Origin of the sequence: Corallococcus sp. AB030 (assembly GCF_003668965.1) — a bacterium.
Taxonomy (GTDB): Bacteria; Myxococcota; Myxococcia; order Myxococcales; family Myxococcaceae; genus Corallococcus; species Corallococcus exiguus.
Window position 1 is genome coordinate 24,987 of sequence record NZ_RAWQ01000041.1, and the last position, 20,656, is coordinate 45,642.

Below are 20,656 nucleotides of genomic sequence, written 5' to 3' on the forward strand. Positions count from 1 at the left end.
CCGTTCTAGACGCCGCCGCGCAGCTCTGTCTCGGGCCAGAGGGCTCCGTCCCTCGGGGTGAGCAGGAAGGTCAACTTCCCCTGGTGGAAGCCGCGCACCGGGCCCGTGGGCTCCGGGTAACCCGGTGGCAGGAGCCAGTCCGGGGGCTGGAGTGGTGTGGTGGCGATGGACTGGCCCTGGCGCAGGGCTCCCACGTCCTGGTCCGTGAGTGCTCGCGAGGGCGTCCAGGGGAGCAGGTCGCGGCCGTGCCGTTCGATGCGAGCGCCGGGGCCGGGGTCCTTCCACGGACCGATGGCCGTGCGCTTCAGCGTGGAGAGGTGCGCGCCGCAGCCGAGTGCGCGTCCCAGGTCTTGGGCCAGGGAGCGGACGTAGTAGCCACCACGGCAGGTGAGTTCCAACGTGCTGGCCTTGGGCAGGTCGTGCGAAAGCCAGCGCGCGGTGTGCAGGTACACGCGCGAGGGAGGCAGCTCCACGGCTTCGCCCCGGTGGGCCTTGCGGTAGGCGGGCTCACCGCCGAGCTTCTTCGCGCTGGTGGCGGGCGGGATTTGATCCGTCCAGCCGAGGAACGGGCGCAGTGCTGCTTCGAGTTGCTCGGGGGTGAGCGCGGTCGCGTCCCCCTGGTGCACGGGGCGGCCGTGCAGGTCTCCGGTGTCCATCTCCGTGCCCCACTCCACGCGGGCCTCGTAGACCTTGGGCGCCGCGTGCAGGTGTTCGAAGAGGTGCGTGGCCGGGCCCACCAGCATCAGCAGCAGCCCTTCCGCGAACGGATCCAACGTGCCGCCGTGGCACAGCGCCGTGCGGCGGCCGGGCCTCGTCGTCTGCGCTTCCTCCTGGAAGGCACGGACGGTGGCGAAGCTGGTGGCGCCCACGGGCTTGTGCGTGAGGTAGAGGCCGGGGGTCATTCGTCGTTTCCGTTCCGCTTCACCGTCGTCGCGCCCTGCTGCTTCTCCAGGTGCACGGGCGAGGTGCCGGTCTTGTCCGCGATGACGGTCGCCAGGGCTTCCGCGTGCGTCGTCACCCAGACCTGGCTGTACTCGGAGGCTCGCACGATGAGCCGGCCCAGGGGCTCCAGCAGGTCCGGGTGCAGGCTGGTCTCCGGTTCGTTCAACGCGAGGAACGGCGGCGGTCTGGGACTGAGCAGCGCCGCCAGCAGACACAGGTAGCGCAGCGTCCCGTCCGACAGCTCCGGCGCGGACATGGGCCTCGACAGGCCGGGCATGTGCAGGAAGAGGCTGAAGCGTCCGTCCTCCGCTCGCACCTCCAGCCTGGAGCCGGGAAAGGCGTCGTCGATGCCCTGCTCCAGGGCGCGGTCATCGCCAATCTCCCAGAGGGTCTGAAGCGCCGCCGCGAGGTCGCGCCCGTCCGACGCGAGCACCGGCGTGCGCACTCCCACCTGCGGGTGCCGGGGCAGCGCGTCCGGGTCCGTGCGGAAGTGGTGGTAGAAGCGCCACGCGCTCAACGTGCGTTGGACTTCGCCCAGTCTGGGGAAACGGTGCGGTTCGGCGAGCTGATCCATCACCGACTCCGAGCCCCACAGCTCCGCGGGGAACGTGACGCGCTTCCCGTCCGCGTCGCGAAGGAAGGCCGTGCGGTCCTTGCGCTCCATCAACACCAGATGCCGGCCTCCGGAGTGCGCCCAGAGGTGCTCCTCCTTCACCTCCGGATCCAGGGTGAACATCGTCTGGGGTGGCGACGTGGGCACCACGCCGCACTGCAATTCGTAGGTGAGGTCGTCCAGGTCCACCGTCACGCGCATGCGCGCCGGCTTCTTGGGGTCACGGGGGCCGGCCCACATCACGCTCGAGGTGCCGCCCTCGTCCGCCAGCGTGCGCGCGAGCCGGCCTTCCGCCGCCGCCGCGAGCAGGTACAGCGCGCGGTACAGGTTCGTCTTGCCGCTGCCGTTGGGGCCCACCACCACGGTCACCGGCCCCAGCTCCAGGTGGAGCTGACGCACGGAGCGGTAGCCTGCGATGTCCAGACGCGTGAGGGCCATGACGTGCGCGCGAGCCTATCCGGCCTCCTACGGAGGGGGCCGCACCTTCGTCCGGCCGCTGCCCACCTCCCGGCACAGGGTCCAGCCGTCCTCGAGGACTTCGTCGGACGGCACGGGCTCCAGCCAGCGCCGCTCCTCTTCACCGGCCGTGGAGTTCTTCAGCCGCAGCCGGACACGGACCTCTCCGCCAACGGCCAGCGAGCCCTCCGAGCCGGACGGCACCAGCAGCTCCGCATCCATGTCCCCGGTCACGACGTGATCCGCGCCCGCGGACAGCGCGCACACCCGTTCGTTGCCAATGACCACGAGCCCCGAGTCCGCCGGGTCCCCATCCATCAGGGCCCCATGGATGATGAGGTCTCCCAGCACGACGACGGTGCCCCGGAGGTCGACATGGCCGTGAAGCTCCAGGGGGCCCTGGAAGATGACCAACTCGTCGAAGGCAGTGCCGAGCGTGATGACCGGCTCCCCCTCCTTCCGCCGGGTCTCCGAGAAGTGCGGGTAGGACGCCACCGGTCCGCTGTGACGCGCCAGCGCGTGGGCGAGAATGAACTCCCAGTCCGGGGGACTCCGCGCTTCGGGGATGACGATGGGCACGAAGTCCTGCCGTGTCAGCGCCATTTCCAGCGCCTCCGCCAGGCTGTCGAACCATGCGTCGCGCAGGCGCAGCTGTTCCGGCGTGGGCCAGGGGGGCTCGCTGTGCCAGTGGTCGACAATCTTCCCCCCGGGCAAGCGGTTGCGCAGGTCGGTGAGCGCGGCGTCGATGTCCGGGCGGCGTGGGTGCATGACGGGCTTCTAGCGCCTCAGGGAGGGCTCGCGCATCCGCTACGGGCCATGGGCTAGACTCCCCGAGGCTTCGCGTCGGCCGTGGACCGCGAAGCCCCGCGCAGGAGCCTGCACCCCATGACGTCCTCTATTCGCCTCCTGGGCACGGGCCTCTTCGCCTGCGCCCTGTCCCTTTCCGGCTGTAGCGACTCCAACCCTCCCGGACCGGGACCGTCGGATCCGAAGCCGCTCGTCGAGCTCACCGACTACATCGACGTGGTCCCCAACGAGCCCTGCATGGACTCGAGCTACGCGTCCCCTCGCGCGAACTGCACCGACCCGGCCAGCTTCCCCCTCACGGGCTGTGACCTGGACGCGGTGCGCGCCGTGGAGCCTTCCGGCGTCTACCAGGCCGTCTTCCGCTACACCTCCGTGAGCGCGTTCGGCACGGGCTTCCGCCTGGACACCACCCCCAGCTTCCTGGGCAAGCCCCTGGTGCGAAACCAGGTGGGCCCCGAGGGGTTCTTCGTCACCGGCGAGTACATCACCTCCGCCAACAAGCAGCAGCGGTACGCGCTCGCGGGCTGCCGCGTTCCGGAGCCCGGCCGCATCACCGGCTGCTTCGTGCGCTGCACCGATGGCGTACCGGATTACTCCGGCACCTTCGACGCCCGGCGGATGAACCTGGCCCATGAAGCGGACACCGGCGCCCAGCCCATGCGCCTCGTCTCCGAGACCGCCGTTCCGGTGGGCGACCCCGTGGACGTCTACGTCACGAAGGGCCACGCCTACGTGGTGTCCCTGCCGCGCGGCAAGGAGGAGCCCGGCGGCCTGAGCGTCATCAACGTGAGCGACCCGGCCCACCCCGTCCTCGTCACCCGCCTGAGCCTGCCCAACGACAACTACTGGAACGGCGTCTGGGCCAAGGGAGACGCGCTCTACGTCGCCAGCGGCGACTCCGGCGTCATCATCTACGACATCACGAACCCGGCGGATCCCCGGTACGTGCGCGCGCTGCCCGGCGGCGCCATCAACGTGCACACCGTGTTCGTGGACGGCGACCGGCTGTACGCCATGTCCCCGTCCCCCAGCGGCACGACGTTCGTGTTCGACGTGTTCCGGCCGCTGGAGCCCTCTCTGGTCAGCCGCATCACCGTGCCCCACGAGCCAGGCGCCTACCCGCACGACGCGTTCGCCTACAAGGGGCGGCTCTACATCAACCACTCGACCACGGGCTACGTCGTCGTGGATGTCACCCGCACGGACGTGACGCCCGTGCTGGGCATGTATGCCTTCTCCGGCCAGTACAGCCACGCGAACGCGGTGGGCACCATCAACGGGCGCACCATCGCCTTCGAGGGTGGCGAGCGCCCTGGCGCGCACCTGCGCGTGCTGGACGTCACCGACCCGGCGAAAATCCGCCTCATCGCGGAGGTGCGCAAGCGCCCGCAGACGTCCATCCACAACATGGTGCTGGTGGGCACGCGGCTCTACGTGGCCTGGTACCACGAGGGCGTGCGCGTCTTCGACGTGGCCGACCCCGAGCACCCGAAGGAGGTGGCCGCCTTCGACTCCTTCCAGGAGGCACACCCGCGCAGCACCGACAGCCTCTACCAGGGGGCCATCGGCATGCGCGTGCCGGGCGACGGGCACGTGTACGTCGTGGACCTGTCGCGCGGACTGCTGGTGCTGGCGGAGCCGTGACGCGCGGGCGTCACTCCGTTTCGATGCGGTTGCGGCCGTTCTCCTTCGCCCGGTAGAGCCGGGCGTCCGCGGCGCGCAGCAGCTCGTCCAGGGTGGTGCCGTCCCTGGGCGCCACCGCGAGCCCCGCGCTGAAGGTGACGTGGAAGGTCTCCCCCGCGTCGCCTTCGAAGGTCATCGCCGACAGCTCCTCGGCGGTGCGGGAGAGGATCTCCTTCGCGCTCTCCGGCGTCTCACCCAGCAGCGCGACGACGAACTCCTCGCCGCCCCAGCGGGCGCGCAGGTCCTCGCGGCGGAAGCGCGCGCCCAGCAGCCTTCCCAGACGCATCAGCACGCGGTCCCCCGCGAGGTGGCCGTACTGGTCGTTCACCTTCTTGAAGTGGTCCACGTCCAGGAAGCACAGCGCGAGCGGCCGGTCGCTCCGGCGCGCCTCCGACAGCCGCGTCGCCACCGCCTCCACGAAGGGACGGCGCAGCATCAGTCCCGTGAGCGCGTCTCGCTCCGTGCGCTCGCGCGACAGCCGTGCCCGCTCCAGCCGCGCGTGCACGCGGGCGCGCAGCTCCTCCTTCAGCACGGGCTTGGCCAGGTAGTCATCCGCACCGGCCTGGAACGCGGCCAGCCGGAACTCCAGCCCCACCTGCGCGGTGATGAGCAGGATGGGCAGATCCTGCCACTCCGGCGTCAGGCGCAGGATGCGGCACAAATCGAACCCACTGGGCCCGGGCATCTGCACGTCCAGGAGCAGCAGGTCCGGGCGGTGCTGCGCGAGCGCGTCCAGCAGGCCGTAGGCGTTCTCCAGCCCCACGACCTCCACGGCGTCGCTCACCAGCGCCTGGGAGAGGGCGCGCACCGCCTCCGGGTCGTCATCCACCACCATCACCTTCGAGCGCTCCAGCCGGCGCGTGGCCACCAGCCGCTCCGCCGCGGTGGCGAAGTCCTGCTGGGTGAAGGGCCGGGGCAGGAACAGCGACGCGCCCGCGTGCGCCGCGCGCACTCGCTCCTGCAGTCCTCCGCCCGTGCTGGAGAAGGCCAGCGGCAGGGACTGGTGTCCCTCCATCGCGCGCAGCGCGCTCGCGGTGGAGAGCCCCGCCGCGCCCATGTGCAAGAGCGCCCCGTCCACCCACTGCCGCTCCACCGCGGCGCAGGCCTCCAGGGGCGTGGCGGCCGTCACCACGCGCACCCCTTCACGCTTGCCCATCCGCTTCGCGTCCGCGAGCACGCCCGCGTCCTCGTCCACCACGAGCAGCGTGCCCATGGCGGCGACGACGGCCTCCTCGGACTCCGGCTCCGGGGTCAGCACCGGCAGCGACACCCGGTCCTCCAGCGCGCGGAAGCCCGCGTCCACCTGGGCCCAGTCCAGCGTGCCCCCGGTCTTCACCGGCCGGAGCACGTCCTCCAGCGCGCCCGCCGCGATGCTCACGTCGCGGAAGCCGTAGCTGCCCGCGGTGCCGTGCAGCTTGTGCACGACGCTGTAGGCCTCTTCCATGGCCTCCGCGTCGCCGTGGCGCCCCTTGCCGAGCAGGGCCTGGAGCATGGCCAGCCGCTCCGGCAGCTTCGCGCCGTAGTCCGCGCTCAAGCGCGCCAGGCTGGCCGCGAAGTCGTCCACGGGCTCCGCGTCCTCCGCGTCCAGGGACTCCCGCGGCGGGGGCGGCGGCTGTGCCACCGCGAAGAGCTGCTCCAGCCACACCGCCAGCTCCTCCGGCCGGTAGGGCTTGTGCACCACGCGCGCCACGCCCAGCTGGCGCGTGAGCAGTTCGTGGCTCTTCAGGTCCTTCCAGAAGGCGGACGCGAAGAGCACCGGCAGGTCCGGCTTCGTCTTGCGCAGCTCCCGGATGAAGTCCGCGCCCGTCATGCCCGGCAGCAGGCCGTCCACGATGGCGGCGTCCACCGGCTTGGATTGGAGCACCTCGCGCGCTTCGGCGGCGGTGCGCGCGGGGGTCACCTGGTAGCCCCTGTCCCGCAGGAAGGTGCAGACCAGGGCCTGGAGGTCGCGGTCGTCCTCCAGGAAGAGCAGCGTCTTGTCGTTGCGCGCGGTGCTCATGGCATCGCCTTTCGGGGCTCGGCCGCGGCGTCGCGGCGGGCCAGCAGTCCGTTGAGCAGCTCCCGCACGGAGGCCACCAGCTCCTCCTCGGAAGCGCGGGCCTTCGTCAGGTGACGGGTGATGCCCAGGGTGAGCTGGCGCTGGTCGGTGCGAGACAGCTCGCGGCCGGTGAAGACGATGAGCGGCGTGGCGCGGCCCTTGCCCTGGCGCAGGATGTCCACCACCTCGAAGCCGTCCAGCCGCGGCAGCCCCACGTCCAGCACGATGAGGTCCGGGGGCGTGTCACGCGCGAGCGCCACCGCGCTCTCTCCGTCCGCCGCTTCGATGCACAGCGCGCCCAGCCGTTCGAACTGCGCGCACAGCACCCGGCGCGTGGTGGCGTCGTCATCCACCACCAGCACGCGCGCCTGGCCTGGCTGGCGCATGGCGTAGCGCAGTGTCTTCAGCAACCGGGTTTCATCCACCGGCGTGGGCAGCCAGTCCACCAGCAGCGCCGTGCCCGCGTCCTTCGCCCCCGGCTGCGAGCGCCCGGACAGGGCCAGCACGGGCAGGTCGCGCGTGCGCGGCTGTTCCCTCAGGCGGCGCACCCAGTCCAGCACGGCGCCGTCCGGCATCCGCGTGTCCACCAGCAGCGCGTCCGGCAGCGCGTGCTCCACCGCCTGCACGGCCTCCGCGAGCGAGGCGGAGCGCACCACCCGGTAGCCTTCGTGCGACAGCAGGCCGCGCAGCAGGGCGGACAGCTCCGTGTCCGCGGTGACGATGAGCACGTTGTGGCGCGACTCGTCCCGGGGCAGCGGCGCGACGGAGGGAGCGCGCAGGGCCTCCAGGGTGAAGTGGAAGGTGGCGCCCTGGCCCGGGGGACTCGACACCTCGATGCGGCCGCCGTGCTGCTCCACGATGGCCTGCGAGATGGCCAGCCCCAGGCCGGTGCCGCCCTTGGAGCGGGTGTCGGACGCGTCCAGCTGCTGGAAGCGGCCGAAGAGGCGGGGAAGATTGTCCTCCGGGATGCCGGAGCCCTGGTCCGTGACGCTGAAGCGCACCTGGCCGTCCACCGTGAAGCCAGCCGCCACCACCACGGAGGCGCCCTGCGGGGAGAACTTGATGGCGTTGGAGACCAGGTTGGTGAGCACCTGGATGAGCCGGTCGCGGTCGCCCTTCACCTGCGGCCCGCCCTCCACGTCCGAGCGCAGGGTGACGTGCGCCGTCTCCGCCATGCCCTGCACGCCCGCGAGCGTGGCCTCCACCAGCTCCTGCGCCGCCTGCGGCTGGAGCTTCAGCTCCAGCATCCCGGACTCCATCTTCTCCAGGTCCAGGATGTCGTTGATGAGGCGGATGAGCCGTTCGGTGTTCGTGCGCGCGATGCGCACCATGTCCAGCGCCTGCGAGGGCAGCTCCCCCACGATGCCGTTCTCCAGCAGGCCCAGCGAGCCGCGGATGGAGGTGAGCGGCGTGCGCAGCTCGTGGCTCACGGTGGAGACGAACTCGTTCTTCATCCGCTCCACGGCCTTGCGCTCCGTGAGGTCGCGCACGAAGACGGTGGTGCGCGGCGGGCCGTCCGCGTGCACGCGCGCGAAGGTGAGCTCCGCGGGGAACACGTCGCCGTCCGCGCGCAGGCACGGTGATTCCAGCCGAGCCGCGCCGTCCTCCTGGAGGAGCGCGGCGTGGACGGCTTCCCGCTGCGAGGCCGGCAGCGTCGCGGGCAGCGCCAGCGACATGAAATCCGCCCCCACCGCTCGCGCGGACGGCAGGCGGAAGTGGGTCGCCGCGGAGGGGTTGAACTCCGCGACGCGGCCGGACTCGTCCAGCACCACGATGCCGTCCGGCGACGCCTCCAGGATGGCGGCCTTGCGCGCGTCGCTGGCCCGCGCCTCCGCGCTCGCGGCGGACAGGGCCTGGGTGCGCTCCGCCACGCGCGCCTCCAGCCCCCGGTTGAGCTCCCCCAGCGCCGCGGACGCCCGCGCCAGCCGCACCAGCACGACGAGCACGTAGCCCACGAGCAGCAGGCACACGCCGAAGAGGACGATGCGCGTGCGCTCCGCGCGGGCCTGGGACTGCTCCTGGAGCTGGAGGTAGGTGGTGATGAGGCGCTCGGACTCACCGGTGGCGCCGTGGTCCAGCAGCGCCTGGTAGGACGCGTCCGTGGCGCGCTGGAGCGCCATCAACTCCCGCGTGCGGGCCTCCAGGGCGTCCAGCGCGGCGAGGGCGGGGGCGGGCAGCGGCTGCTTCTCCCGCGCCCGGGCCAGACGCGCGAGTGAGGCCTCCACGCGGACCCCCGACGCCTCTCCCGGAGCGCGCGAGGCGAGCAGCACGTCCACGTCCATCGCCTCCACGTGCGCGCGAGGCGAACCCGGAGGCAGCGCGGCGGCGGTGGCGGCGACGACGCCGGGGAAGGCCTCACGCAGGGCGGCGAGCTGCTGGTCCTTCTCGCGGGCCGCCGCCAGCAGGACGCGCGAGCCCTCCAGCACGCGCAGGTACGTGTCCAGGGACGCGTTGAGCGAGCGCATGCCCTCCGCGGGGAGGAAACCGGGCGCCGTGCGCAGCTGGCGGGCGCGGGCGGCCAGCGCGTCGAAGTCCCGGTCGGAGGAGCCGTGCAACTGCGCCATGCCCACGCGCTGGCGCAGCACGTCCTGTTCCAGCTCCGACGTGGCCACGCGCAGCTGCCGCAGCTGGGTGCGGTAGTGGTCGTGGTCGGCGGTGGAGCCCGGGCGGCCCAGGACGAACAGGGCACACAGCAACACCAGGGCGCCAGCGGCCAGCGCGGCGGAGCGTTTGGACAGGCGGGGTTCCATCAAGGCACCAGGCGGCGGATTTCCTGCGGCAGGGTCATGGGGTCGAACGGCTTGCCGATGACGCCCACCGCGCCCAGCTCCAGGTAGCGCGCCACCTCCTGCTTCTGGACCTTGGCGGTCATGAAGATGATGGGCGTGTTCGCGGTGGCGGGCTGGGCGCGCAACCGGCCGAACGTCGTAGGCCCGTCCATGCCGGGCATCATCACGTCCAGGAGGATGAGGTCGGGGCCCTCCTGGCCCGCCTTCTCCAGGGCCTCCGCGCCAGAGGACGCGAGCACCGTCTTCCACCCCCCCACACGGCTCAGGCTCAGCTGCCCGATGGTGCGGATGTCATCCTCATCGTCCACGAGCAGGACCTTCTCGATTTTCGCCATGGGAGGGGGTGCTCCAGGGAAAAGGGTTTGGATCGCGGTACGGAAGCGGGGGGGAAGTGGATGTCCGTCAGGCGACGTCGGGCCCGGGTTCGCACTCCGGCAGGTCGAAGGAGAAGCGGGTGCCCTCGCTGGGGGAGGTGCTGAAGCGCAGGGTGCCTCCCATGCGGGCCACCAGCCCGTGGGCGATGCTCAGCCCCAGGCCGGTGCCGGGGCGCTTGCGGGTGTCGGACGCGTCCGCCTGGGCGAACTTCTGGAAGACGCGGGACTGGAAGGCCTCCGGGATGCCGGGGCCGTGGTCCTGCACGCCCACGCGCAGGACGCCGTCCTCGCGGGTGAGGAACAGGGTGACGCGCTCGCCCTGGGGGGAGAACTTGATGGCGTTGGAGAGGAGGTTCGCCAGCACCTGGATGAAGCGGTCCTCGTCCACGCGGGCGCGGGCGTGGGGGAGGTCCACCACGGCCTCCAGGCGCACGCCGTATTCGTCCGCGTAGCCCTGGTGGGCCTGGAGCGCCTGGGCGAGCAGCGGCGCGACCTCCGTGGGCGCCAGGTTCAGGTCCAGCCGGCCGGACTCCATCTTCTCCAGGTCCAGGATGTCGTTGATGAGGCGCAGCAGCCGTTCGCTGTTCTTGTGGGCAATGCCCACCATCTGCGCCACCTGCGCGTCCAGCGGGCCGAGGATGCCGCCGCTGAGCAGCCCCAGCGAGCCGCGGATGGAGGTGAGCGGCGTGCGCAGCTCATGGCTCACGGTGGCGATGAACTCGTTCTTCATCCGCTCCACGCGCTGGCGCTCCTCCTCCAGCGTGCGGGCCTGGGTGACGTCGCGGGCGACGGCGTAGAGCAGCCCCTCCTCCGGGTCCGGCACGGCGTTCCACTGCAGCCAGCGCCAGGTGCCGTCGCGGCAGCGGGCGCGGTGCTCGAACTGGAGGACGGGGATGCCCTCCCGGGCGCGGGACAGGTGCCGCGAGGTGTCTGCGCGGTCCTCCTCCAGCGCCAGGTCCACCAGGGACGTGCTGTAGAGCTCCGCGTCGGAGAAGCCCAGGGTGCGGCTCCAGGCGCGGGACAGGCGCAGGAAGGTGCCGTCCATGGCGGCGATGCAGAGCATGTCCACGGAGACTTCGAAGAAGCGCTCCTGCTGCTCCAGCGCCGCGCGGGCCTCGCGCTCGTCCAGGGCGTTGAGCTCTCCTTCCGCCCAGGCGGCCATGTCCGCGAGCGCGGTGCGGTCCGCGTCCGAGAAGTCCCGGGGCTGCGAGTCGATGAGGCACAGCGTGCCCACGCGGCTGCCGTCCGTAGCGCGCAGGGGGTGGCCCGCGTAGAAGCGGACAAAGGGAGCGCCCAGCACGAACGGGTTGTCGTGGAAGCGCGGGTCCTTCAGCGCGTCCGGCACGATGAAGGTGGAGGGCGAGAGGATGGCGTGGGCGCAGAAGGACAGCTCGCGCGGCGTCTCCGTGCCGTCCAGGCCGATGCGGGCCTTGAACCACTGGCGGTTCTCGTCCACCAGCGAGACGAGCGAAATGGGCACGCGGAACAGGTGCGCCGCGGCGCGCACGATGCGGTCGAAGCGCTCGTGAGCGGGCGTGTCCAACAGACACAGCGAGCGCAGCGCCTGGAGTCGCCGCGGCTCATCCGAGGGCGTCGGGGGAGGAAGCATGGCGTAGCTCCCGTGCTACCCCACTTGTCTGCCATTGGGGAGAGGGCCCCACCCGAAGGCCCGGCCCCGGGTCAGGAGGACGAGCGGGCAGCCATCCTGTTGCAGCCCGAGAGGATTTGTCTGCTCTTGCCGCCTCGCTAACCCGCGCGGCGCTTGCGGGCGGCCCGCGGCTTCTTCCGGGGCGTGGGAGTGGGCGAAGACCCGGGCGCCGTCTTCGGGGGCATGACGGACACCACCGTGCGCACCACGCGGGCCACGGCCTTGAGCTGGCGGGGCTCCAGGTCGCGCAGCGTGCGCACCAGGCGGCGCAGCTCCAGTGAGTCCTCCTGACCTGGCGAGGCCCGGGGCGGCACCGGGGAGGTGCCGGCCCCCACGCCCAGCAGCGCGTCCGCGGACACGGACAGCACGTCGCACAGCCTCCGCAGGGTCTGGGCGCGGGGCAGCATGCGGCCGCGCTCCATGCGGCTGTAGACCTCCATGGCGATGCCCACGCGCTCCGCCACGTCCGCCTGCGTGAGTCCCAAGCGCAGCCGCGCGTCTCGGGCGGCGGCTCCAAACACCGTGTTCAGCTTTTCATTCACCGGGGCAGGCACGCGCAAAACCTTGCATCTCTCCCCAGGGGCGCAAGTTTTCGGGGGCCTGTCGGTCAGCGTTCCCGCAGCGCGAGCGCGCCCTGGATGATGAGGCCCATGGCCTTCAACCCCTCTTCATCCAGGGGCCGCAAGGCGCGCACCAGCCGGCGCAGGGAGGGGGGATCCTCCTCGCGGTCCGCCAGGGCCAGCGTGAGCGCCTCGTCCGGGGGCGACGGCCCGTCCAACCCCAGCAGCGTGTCCGAGCGGATGCGCAACACCATGCACAACCGGCGCAAGGTGGTGGAGCTGGGCAGCACGCGCCCGCGCTCCATGCGGCTGTAGACCTCCATGGCGATGCCCACCTGGCTGGCGACGTCGCCCTGGGTCATGCCCTGCCGCTCGCGGGCCTGTCGCGCCGCGGTGCCCACCGTGATGGCCAGCTCCTCGTTCATTGCCGCTCACCACCCCTGGCCGGACCGTGTCTCCCATGAAGTCAGGTGTCCGGCATCCTACCTGACACGGCAGCAACACTACCCCAAGGGGCGTGCGCCATGCTATGGACCCTTGAGGTCACTTCCATCCTTGCGCGAATGCATCCTCTCAGCCACGTCCTCCCTCTGGGATTCAACCCCCCACGTCCCGAAGCATCCGGGCTTTCCTTCCACGTAGGAGGCGCCACCCCATGAGCCTGGAGGGAGGACATCCGCTGCTCCTTCAGCCCCAGGAGGTGGTGGGCAGCTTCCGGCTGTTGAAGCGCCTGGCCACGGGGGGCTTCGGCACCGTGTTCCTGGCGGAGACCGGGGGGTTCCAGGTGGCGCTGAAGTTCGCGCTCCAGGGGCCGCAGGACTCCGAGGAGGGTTCGCAGGTGGACGCGCGCACGCTCAAGGAGGTGAGCGTGCTGCACCGCATGACCCATCCCAACGTGGTGGCGTTGCGCGGCTACCACCGCTGGCCGCACCCGCGCACGGGCTACCTGTTCCTGGTCATGGACTACGTGGAGGGTCCCACGCTGTCCGACTGGGCGATGGAGGCGAAGCCCACGGCGCGGCAGGTGGCGCGGCTGTTCGCGGAGCTGGCGCTGACGCTGGACTTCATCCACCGCGCGGGCGTGCGCCACCGCGACATCAAGGGCAGCAACATCATCGTGCGCGCGTCGGACGAGCGGCCGGTGCTGGTGGACTTCGGCGCCAGCGACCACGCCTGCGCCCCGGTCATCACCGACGGGCGGCCGCCGCCGGGCACGCCCAGCTACCGCAGCCCGGAGCTCCTGCGCTACTGGCTGAGCAACCCCCTGGGCATGGCCCGCTACGACTACCAGCCCACGGATGACCTCTATTCGCTGGGGCTCACGCTCTTCCAGGTGCTCACCGGGGACTTCCCCTATCCCCCGGACCTGCCGGCCGCGGCGCTGCTGGGAGGAATCCAGGCCATCAAGGGGCGAACCGCGCGTTCGCTCAACGCGCGCGTGCCCCGCGCCCTCGATGACATCTGTGGGCGGCTGCTGCGACTGGAGGCCAGCGAGCGCTACCAGATGGGCGCGGATCTCTACGCCGACCTGAGCGCGGCGCTGGAGCGCGCTCCGGACAGCTGGGACACGCCGCTGTTCAACACACCGCCGCCCCACGACGCCGTCACGGAGGAGTCCGACACGTACTTCGACGGCAACGAGGAGGCCCGCGAGCTGCGACGCTGGACCCGCTCGCAGGAGCGGCGCATCCCCGGCGCCGCGCCCCACTCCAGCGCGCCCACGCCGTCCGTGCCGCCTCCGCCCGGACCGACGCTGGGGCTGGCCGCGCCCCTGCCCCCGCCCATGCCCTGGTGGGTGGCCCGGCGGCTGGCGTGGCGGCGGCGGTGGGAGCGGTGGCTCCGGCGTCTGGGATTGCGCCGGGACGGGTGAACCCCAGGAGTTCCATGGCTCCAATCCAACCCTGGACGTTTGACGGCGACAGGGTTTGTGCTACCTGCGGGGTTGAGCGATTTCCGCTCCACCTGGGAGGTTGGAAGGCAGGCCATGAAGACGCCCGATACGACGACGGAGGAGAACCCCGGCATGCCCCGCCGCCCGCGCGTGCTGTTCACGGTGGGAGGCACGGCCTTCGAGTTCGTGCGCAAGCTGGAGGTGCGCTCCACCGGAGAGCTGCTGATGCTGGCGCGGCGGCGCTACCGGGGAGGGATGGGTGGCCCGGTGGTGATCAAACGGCTGCGCAACCCGTCCGGCTTCGTGGAGCGGCGGCGGCTGGTGGAGGAGGTGGAGCTGACGTTCCGGCTCAACCATCCGGGCATCGCCAAGGTCTACCACCTGAAGGCGTACCGGGGCGTTCCGCACGTGGTGATGGAGTACGTGGAGGGCCGGTCGCTGGACACGGTGCTCAACCTGGTGGCCATGCGGCGCAAGCCCATGTCCCCGGCCTTCGGTGCGTGGGTGGTCTCCGAGGTGGCGGAGGCGCTGCATCACGCGCACACGCTGCGGGATGAGTGGAACCGGCCGCTGGGCATCGTGCACCGGGACGTGAGCCCCCGGAACCTGCGCCTGGGCGTCCATGGCGAGGTGAAGCTCACGAACTTCACCGCCGCGTTCTCCACGCTGCCGGGGCGGGAGATCACCAGCCGCCCGCTGGTGAAGGGGGACGTGGCGTATGCCTCACCGGAGGCGCTGCGGCGCGAGCCCCTGGACGCGCGCAGCGACCTGTTCTCGCTGGGGCTGGTGCTGCTGGAGGTGCTGACGGGGACGCACCCGCTGGCGCAGGGGGACACGGCGCCTCCGCCCCCGCCGGACCTGCCTCTGGTGCAGGCCCAGGGCCCCACGTGGATGCCCCTGACGGAGGTGGCGGCGCGGATGGCGCTGGTGGGGCCTGGGGAGGTGGAGCTCATGGCCCGCGACGTGCCGGAGGGGCTGCGCGCGGTGGTGGTGCGGGCGCTGCGCCAGGCCCCGGCGGACCGCTTCGGCACGGCGGCGGAGCTGGCTTCCGTGCTGCGGGAGTGGCTGCGGGAGCATGCGCCCGCGTACGGGCGGCAGTCCGCGGCGGAGGAGGTGGCGGAGGCGGCCCGGGAGGCCACCGGCCGGCGCAACCAGGCGGAGCTGCTGGAGGGAGGGCTGCACCCGGAGGAGCTGACCGCGGAGGAGGCCGCGATGGCGTCCGAGGCCACCGTCTCGGAGGGTCCACCGCCGTTCCTTGGGGGTGACGACGTGACGCCGGACCTGAATGACGAGCCCTTGCCCGTGGAGGACCTGGATGAGCTGGCCAGTCCGGACGAGGAGGCCCCGGGAGACGACCTCGAGGACGACGACGACGGCCACCAACCGGTGTGAGTTCGTGTCCGCACCGGGTCCCTGGGACTCGGGTCACCCGAGTCCCCCGGGACCAGCGGGGTACCGAATGGCGGCCATGACTGTCTTTTCCGGACTTCGTGCGAGCCGCAAAGCATTCTGGTGTTTGGCGAAGCTTCCGTGAGTTGCTTGATTCCTCTCACTCAGCAACCCACTGCGTCACCCGGCCGGCGCGTTCCTCCAGGTGGGGCGCCGAGGGGGGGATGACAAATCCTGTCACCCGAGGGTCCACCGCGACTGACACGCATTCCACCCGCCAGTCAGCGCAAACCCAGACATTGACAGACTTTCACAGGAACCAATAAAAGGCGTGACAGCATTTTCACCCGCTGGCACTGTGATTTGCGTTTCCAGCTGTAGTCCAGACATACGCCGAGGGCCGGGAGGTCCCCCCGGGTCGGCGTAGGCCTGTCCATTCCCTCCATTTTCCATGACGTCCCCCGGCCGTGCTCGCTCCGAGCGCGGCACGGGAAGCGTGTCTCCGGGCTCCGGCCCGGTCACGTGAGGCCGGCGCGTGCCCGCTGCAAGCCATTGACTCTTTTCCTGACTGTCTTTGTCTCCCCAAGGAGTGTCGAGTGAAGCGAACGTCCCCTCGTTGGTTCCGGTCGCGCGGCATGTTGGGCGCGCTCTTGCTGTCCCTGTCTTCCCCGTGGATTGCCGCGTGTAGCTCCGGCTCGAGCGCGCCGGAGCCCTCCGCGCCCGCCGACCAGACGCAGTCCCAGGTCACCGTCTCCATTGGCGCTCAGGACCTCTTCAGCCAGGCCGTGAAGGGTCGCGTCTCCGCCCAGGCCTTCGCCTACAGCGACGTGAAGAGCATCCGCGTCGATGTCTCCGAGCAGGGCACCAACGGCCTCGTCATCTTCAAGAACTTCGACCTCTTCACCTCCGCCGGAGCGTGGACCGGGAAGCTCCCCTTCCTGCCCAAGGCCAAGGCCCTCACCTTCTCCGCCCGTGCACTCGATGCCTCGGGGAATCTCCTCTTCTCCGGCACCCTCGACGCCACGCTGAACCTCGACTTCGAGACCGTCACCATTCCGCTGGCTCCGGCCAACAACAACGCCGTCATCTCCCTCCCTCGCATCCGAAAGATCAGCATCCCCAGTGCCTTCGCCTCTTCGCAGTCGGGCAACATCACCTTCGCGGTGGAAGCAACGAATGGCGAAGTGCTGCGCTACGCCATCACCTCCGCCGTCACCGGAAGTGGCAGCTTCTCGCCCCTCAACGGAGCCATCACGCTGCAGAACACCGCGGGCGCCTTCGTCTCCCAGTACACGCCGCCGACGGTGTCTTCAGAGACGGTCTTCAACCACACCGTCACGGTGACCAACCCCGCGGGCCACTCCATCAGCACCACCTTCACCACGAAGGTGAAGCCCCCGGAGACGTCCAACGGCGTCATCGACACGTCCGTCGCCGTGCTCTTCAACCCCGTCATCAACGGCCTCAACGGCCTGCGGGTGCGCGACACGCAGAACGTCATCTTCACGGCGGACGTGAGTGACGACGGTGCCCAGGAAGCGCTCACCTACGCGTGGAGCTTCACGCCCGCTACGGGCACCACCTTCGACCCCGCGCCCGCGTTCACCGGGGACACCAACCCCTCCACGCTCCAGAACTACACCACCGCCGTGCAGGGTGACCTGAAGCTCGCCGTGACAGACGGCAACAACGGCACCACCACGCTCACCTACAAGCTCACCCCGGATCAGTTCCCGGACAACCCTGTCGCCGAGGGCCCGCTGGACGGTATCAACAGCATCCGCAACGGCCGGGACCACACGTGCACCCTCTTCAACAACGGCTCGGTGCGGTGCTGGGGCTACGGGGCCTTTGGTCAACTGGGCTACGAGAACACCCAGAGCATCGGTGACAACGAGCTTCCGTACACGGCTGGCGAGGTGAAGCTGCTCGGCAAGGCCACGAAGATCGCGATGGGTGGCAACCACTCGTGCGCGCTGATGGACACGGGCCTGGTGCGCTGCTGGGGCCTGAACAACTACGGGCAGCTCGGTTACAACAACACGGCCAACCTGGGTGATGGCGAGCCGGTGGCCAGCTTCGGCTACGTGAACCTGGGCGGCCCGGCCACGCGCATCACCGTGGGCGAGACGCACTCCTGCGCGGTGATGGCCACGGGCAAGGTGCGCTGCTGGGGCCGCAACCAGTACGGACAGCTGGGCTACGGCCACGTCAACAGCATCGGTGACGACGAGCAGCCCTGGAGCGCGGGTGACGTCGACCTGGGTGGCGTCACGGCCACGGATGTCGTCGCGGGCTCCAACCACACCTGCGCGCTGCTCTCCAACGACAAGATGCTCTGCTGGGGCTACAACCTGGAGGGCCAGCTCGGCTACGCCCACGCCAGCAACATCGGCGACAACGAGGTGCCGGGCAGCCAGACCGCGGTCGAACCGAGCGGTCCGATTGCACAGCTCGCCCTGGGCAACAACCACACCTGCGCCCTGCTGAAGACGGGCACCCTGCGGTGCTGGGGCGCCAATGGCCTGGGCCAGTTGGGCACCGGGCAGGCCGGCGGCAACTTCCTGTTCAAGGATTCCGGCAGCATCGACCTGGGCACCGGCGCCCTGCAGGTCACCGCGGGCGTGAGCCACACCTGCGCCCTGCTCTCCACGGGCAGCGTGCGGTGCTGGGGGCAGGCGAACTTCGGACAGACGGGCTACGGGACCACGACGGCGCGCAACACGCCGGGCCCGGCCGTGGACCTGGACGGAGCCACCGCGTACCAGGTGGCGGCCTCCTCCTCCGGAAACTACACCTGCGCGCTGCTCTCCACGGGCAAGGCGCGGTGCTGGGGCCAGGGCAACTCCGGTCAGCTCGGCTACGGCAACACCAATCACATCGGTGACAACGAGCAGCCCTCCGCCGCGGGCGACATCCAGCTCCTGCCTCCCGCGCCGTAGTCGCCGTCTCCCTCGCGGGCGCCCTCAGGACCGGGCGCCCGCCTGTTTTCGCCTGTCATTCCCTTCGCCTTCAGGAGTCTTCCGTGCAGAGGTCATCCCCTCGTTGGTTCCGTTCGCGCGGCATGTTGGGCGCGCTCTTGCTGTCCCTGTCTTCGCCGTGGATCGCCGCGTGTAGTGCTGGCTCCAGTACACCCGAGCCCTCCGCGCCCGCCGACCAGACGCAGTCCCAGGTCACCGTCTCCATTGGCGCTCAGGACCTCTTCAGCCAGGCCGTGAAGGGTCGCGTCTCCGCCCAGGCCTTCTCCTACAGCGACGTGAAGAGCATCCGCGTCGATGTCTCCGAGCAGGGCGCTGGTGGCCTCGTCATCTTCAAGAACTTCGACCTCTTCACCTCCGCCGGGGCGTGGACCGGGAAGCTCCCCTTCCTCCCCAAGGCCAAGGCCCTCACGTTCTTCGCCCGCGCGCTCGATGCCTCCGGGAATCTTCTGTTCTCCGGCTCGCTCGACGCCACGCTGAACCTCGACTTCGAGACCGTCACCATCCCGCTGGCCCCGGCCAACAACAACGCGGTCATCTCCCTGCCGCGCATCCGCAAAATCAGCATCCCCAGCGCCTTCGCCTCTTCGCAGTCGGGCAACATCACCTTCGCGGTGGAGGCCACCAACGGCGAGGCGCTTCGCTACGCCATCACCTCCGCCGTCGCTGGAAGTGGCAGCTTCTCGCCCCTCAACGGAGCCATCACGCTGCAGAACACCGCGGGCGCCTTCGTCTCCCAGTACACGCCGCCCACGGTGTCTTCAGAGACGGTCTTCAACCATACCGTCACGGTGACCAACCCCGCGGGCCACTCCATCAGCACCACCTTCACCACGAAGGTGAAGCCCCCGGAGACCTCCAACGGTGTCATCGACACCTCCGTCGCCGTGCTCTTCAACCCCGTCATCAACGGCCTCAACGGCCTGCGCGTGCGGGAGACCAGCAACGTCATCTTCACGGCGGACGTGAGTGACGACGGTGCCCAGGAAGCGCTCACCTACGCGTGGAGCTTCACGCCCGCTACGGGCACCACCTTCGACCCCGCGCCCGCGCTCACCGGGGACACCAACCCCTCCACGCTCCAGAACTACACCACCGCCGTGCAGGGTGACCTGAAGCTCGCCGTCACGGATGGCAACAACGGCACCACCACGCTCACGTACAAGCTCACCCCGGATCAGTTCCCGGACAACCCTGTCGCCGAAGGGCCCCTCGACGGCACCAACGCCATCCGCGGCGGCAGCAATCACACCTGCGCGATGCTGAATGACGGCACGGTGCGGTGCTGGGGCTACGGCAACTTCGGCCAGCTGGGCTACGCAAGCACCAACAACCGGGGTGATACCCAGGCGCGGCTGCCGTATCTGGCGGGCCCGGTGGGCATCCTGGGCAAGGCCACCAAGCTGGCCACGGGCGGTGACCACTCCTGCGTCCTGCTGGACACGGGCCTGGTGCGCTGCTGGGGACGCAACGACTTCGGTCAGCTCGGTTACAACACCACGCAGAACCTGGGCGACGGCGAGGCCGTGACCGAGTTCGGCTATGTCAACCTGGGCGGGCCCGCCATCCGCATCGCGGCTGGCAAGGACCACACCTGCGCGGTGATGGCCACCGACAAGGTCCGCTGCTGGGGACGCAACAACGCGGGCCAGCTGGGCTACGGCAACACGGACAACATCGGCGACAACGAGCAGCCCTGGAGCGCGGGTGACGTCGACCTGGGCGACAACACCGCCACCGACGTCGTCACAGGCGAAGAGCACACCTGTGCACTGCTCTCCACCGGCAAGGTGCTGTGCTGGGGCCTCAACACCTTCGGGCAGCTCGGCTACACGCACCTCCAGACCGTGGGCCTCTCCAACAAGCCCAGCAGCCAGACGCCGGTGGAGCCCACGGGACTTGTGGCCCAGCTCGGCGCGGGCCACAACTTCACTTGTGCGCTGCTTCGCTCCGGCTCCGTCATCTGCTGGGGCAGCGCCACCAACGGCAAGCTGGGAGGAGATAGCCCCACCTACGATTACTACTCCTCCTGCGCTGACTACTCCGGCTGGTGCACGTTCCGGAGGCTCCCTGGCCCGGGCGTGCAGAACGCCACGTCCGCGGTGAACTTCGGCGGAGTCACCGCCCTGCAGGTGTCCGTGGGCTCGGAGCACGCGTGCGCCTTGCTCTCCACCGGCACCGTGCGGTGCTGGGGCCTCAACAACTACGGACAGCTCGGATACGGCAACACCACGAGTTTGGGCACTCCGGGCGGCGCGGTGGACCTGGACGGCGCGACGGCCTACCAGATCAGTGCCTCCTCCGGAAATCACACCTGCGCGCTGCTCTCCACGGGCAAGGCGCGCTGCTGGGGCCGGGGCACCTACGGTCAGCTCGGCTACGGCAACACCAACCACATCGGTGACAACGAGCTGCCCTTCGGCGACGTCCAGCTCCTGCCGCCCACGCCGTAGTTCCTGAGCACTCGCGGGCGCCTGGCACACACCGG

Annotated in this window: 14 protein-coding genes; 5 read left to right on the forward strand and 9 right to left on the reverse strand. The window is 70.5% G+C overall.

Going from position 1 to position 20,656, the window contains the following annotated elements; translation table 11 throughout:
• Nucleotides 1–5 precede the first annotated feature (5 nt).
• Genes truB through D7Y15_RS13165 form a run of 3 tightly spaced genes read right to left on the reverse strand, consistent with a single transcriptional unit; the run spans nucleotide 6 to nucleotide 2,779 of the window.
• The gene (truB, locus tag D7Y15_RS13155; RefSeq protein ID WP_121752784.1) at nucleotides 6–902 is read right to left on the reverse strand and encodes a tRNA pseudouridine(55) synthase TruB; all 897 of its coding nucleotides are present in this window, start codon (nucleotides 900–902) and stop codon (nucleotides 6–8) included.
• A complete protein-coding gene (locus D7Y15_RS13160) occupies nucleotides 899–1,993 on the reverse strand; it encodes an AAA family ATPase (RefSeq protein ID WP_120575477.1) in 1,095 nt (364 codons plus the stop codon). Before D7Y15_RS13160 ends, truB begins: the two co-directional genes overlap by 4 nt.
• Nucleotides 1,994–2,020: 27 nt before the next feature.
• Nucleotides 2,021–2,779, reverse strand: a complete 759-nt coding sequence (locus tag D7Y15_RS13165; RefSeq protein ID WP_121752785.1) for a hypothetical protein — start codon at nucleotides 2,777–2,779, stop codon at nucleotides 2,021–2,023.
• Between the two features lie 117 nt (nucleotides 2,780–2,896).
• Here D7Y15_RS13165 and D7Y15_RS13170 point away from each other — a divergent pair, with 117 nt between their 5' ends.
• On the forward strand, nucleotides 2,897–4,462 hold the full coding sequence (locus D7Y15_RS13170; RefSeq protein ID WP_120575483.1) for an LVIVD repeat-containing protein: 1,566 nt from the start codon (nucleotides 2,897–2,899) through the stop codon (nucleotides 4,460–4,462).
• Nucleotides 4,463–4,472: 10 nt separating this feature from the next.
• Here D7Y15_RS13170 and D7Y15_RS13175 read toward each other — a convergent pair whose 3' ends face one another.
• The 6 genes from D7Y15_RS13175 to D7Y15_RS13200 all read right to left on the reverse strand — a co-directional run bounded on the left by D7Y15_RS13175 (nucleotide 4,473) and on the right by D7Y15_RS13200 (nucleotide 12,335).
• Nucleotides 4,473–6,500 (reverse strand): response regulator, encoded by a 2,028-nt coding sequence (locus D7Y15_RS13175; protein WP_121752786.1) that lies wholly within the window; start codon nucleotides 6,498–6,500, stop codon nucleotides 4,473–4,475.
• Nucleotides 6,497–9,289 carry an ATP-binding protein gene (locus tag D7Y15_RS13180; protein WP_121752787.1) on the reverse strand — a complete coding sequence of 931 codons (2,793 nt, stop codon included), beginning with the start codon at nucleotides 9,287–9,289 and terminating at the stop codon, nucleotides 6,497–6,499. Before D7Y15_RS13180 ends, D7Y15_RS13175 begins: the two co-directional genes overlap by 4 nt.
• Nucleotides 9,289–9,663 (reverse strand): response regulator, encoded by a 375-nt coding sequence (locus D7Y15_RS13185; RefSeq protein WP_014400722.1) that lies wholly within the window; start codon nucleotides 9,661–9,663, stop codon nucleotides 9,289–9,291. Before D7Y15_RS13185 ends, D7Y15_RS13180 begins: the two co-directional genes overlap by 1 nt.
• A gap of 67 nt (nucleotides 9,664–9,730) precedes the next feature.
• Nucleotides 9,731–11,311 (reverse strand): ATP-binding protein, encoded by a 1,581-nt coding sequence (locus D7Y15_RS13190; protein ID WP_121752788.1) that lies wholly within the window; start codon nucleotides 11,309–11,311, stop codon nucleotides 9,731–9,733.
• Nucleotides 11,312–11,448: 137 nt separating this feature from the next.
• Nucleotides 11,449–11,904, reverse strand: coding sequence for a helix-turn-helix domain-containing protein (locus D7Y15_RS13195; RefSeq protein WP_233596734.1), 456 nt, complete (start codon nucleotides 11,902–11,904; stop codon nucleotides 11,449–11,451).
• A 53-nt stretch (nucleotides 11,905–11,957) separates the two neighbouring features.
• Nucleotides 11,958–12,335, reverse strand: a complete 378-nt coding sequence (locus tag D7Y15_RS13200) for a helix-turn-helix domain-containing protein (protein WP_120575488.1) — start codon at nucleotides 12,333–12,335, stop codon at nucleotides 11,958–11,960.
• Between the two features lie 230 nt (nucleotides 12,336–12,565).
• Here D7Y15_RS13200 and D7Y15_RS13205 point away from each other — a divergent pair, with 230 nt between their 5' ends.
• The 4 genes from D7Y15_RS13205 to D7Y15_RS13220 all read left to right on the forward strand — a co-directional run bounded on the left by D7Y15_RS13205 (nucleotide 12,566) and on the right by D7Y15_RS13220 (nucleotide 20,621).
• Nucleotides 12,566–13,780, forward strand: a complete 1,215-nt coding sequence (locus tag D7Y15_RS13205) for a serine/threonine-protein kinase (RefSeq protein WP_121752789.1) — start codon at nucleotides 12,566–12,568, stop codon at nucleotides 13,778–13,780.
• 114 nt (nucleotides 13,781–13,894) lie between these two features.
• Entirely contained in the window at nucleotides 13,895–15,193 is a 1,299-nt protein-coding gene (locus D7Y15_RS46395; RefSeq protein ID WP_121752790.1) for a serine/threonine-protein kinase, read from the forward strand.
• Between the two features lie 593 nt (nucleotides 15,194–15,786).
• Nucleotides 15,787–18,132 (forward strand): RTX toxin, encoded by a 2,346-nt coding sequence (locus tag D7Y15_RS13215; RefSeq protein WP_233604934.1) that lies wholly within the window; start codon nucleotides 15,787–15,789, stop codon nucleotides 18,130–18,132.
• A gap of 83 nt (nucleotides 18,133–18,215) precedes the next feature.
• Nucleotides 18,216–20,621, forward strand: a complete 2,406-nt coding sequence (locus D7Y15_RS13220) for an RTX toxin (protein WP_233604935.1) — start codon at nucleotides 18,216–18,218, stop codon at nucleotides 20,619–20,621.
• The last annotated feature ends 35 nt before the right edge of the window (nucleotides 20,622–20,656 follow it).

Excerpts from the sequence above, each read along its gene's own strand:
- D7Y15_RS13170 (WP_120575483.1), top strand. The coding sequence starts at position 2,897 with ATGACGTCCTCTATTCGCCTCCTGGGCACGGGCCTCTTCGCCTGCGCC.
- D7Y15_RS13160 (WP_120575477.1), bottom strand. The coding sequence starts at position 1,993 with ATGGCCCTCACGCGTCTGGACATCGCAGGCTACCGCTCCGTGCGTCAG.
- truB (WP_121752784.1), bottom strand. The coding sequence starts at position 902 with ATGACCCCCGGCCTCTACCTCACGCACAAGCCCGTGGGCGCCACCAGC.
- D7Y15_RS13180 (WP_121752787.1), bottom strand. The coding sequence starts at position 9,289 with ATGGAACCCCGCCTGTCCAAACGCTCCGCCGCGCTGGCCGCTGGCGCC.
- D7Y15_RS46395 (WP_121752790.1), top strand. The coding sequence starts at position 13,895 with ATGAAGACGCCCGATACGACGACGGAGGAGAACCCCGGCATGCCCCGC.
- D7Y15_RS13165 (WP_121752785.1), bottom strand. The coding sequence starts at position 2,779 with ATGCACCCACGCCGCCCGGACATCGACGCCGCGCTCACCGACCTGCGC.
- D7Y15_RS13175 (WP_121752786.1), bottom strand. The coding sequence starts at position 6,500 with ATGAGCACCGCGCGCAACGACAAGACGCTGCTCTTCCTGGAGGACGAC.
- D7Y15_RS13205 (WP_121752789.1), top strand. The coding sequence starts at position 12,566 with ATGAGCCTGGAGGGAGGACATCCGCTGCTCCTTCAGCCCCAGGAGGTG.
- D7Y15_RS13190 (WP_121752788.1), bottom strand. The coding sequence starts at position 11,311 with ATGCTTCCTCCCCCGACGCCCTCGGATGAGCCGCGGCGACTCCAGGCG.
- D7Y15_RS13185 (WP_014400722.1), bottom strand. The coding sequence starts at position 9,663 with ATGGCGAAAATCGAGAAGGTCCTGCTCGTGGACGATGAGGATGACATC.
- D7Y15_RS13200 (WP_120575488.1), bottom strand. The coding sequence starts at position 12,335 with ATGAACGAGGAGCTGGCCATCACGGTGGGCACCGCGGCGCGACAGGCC.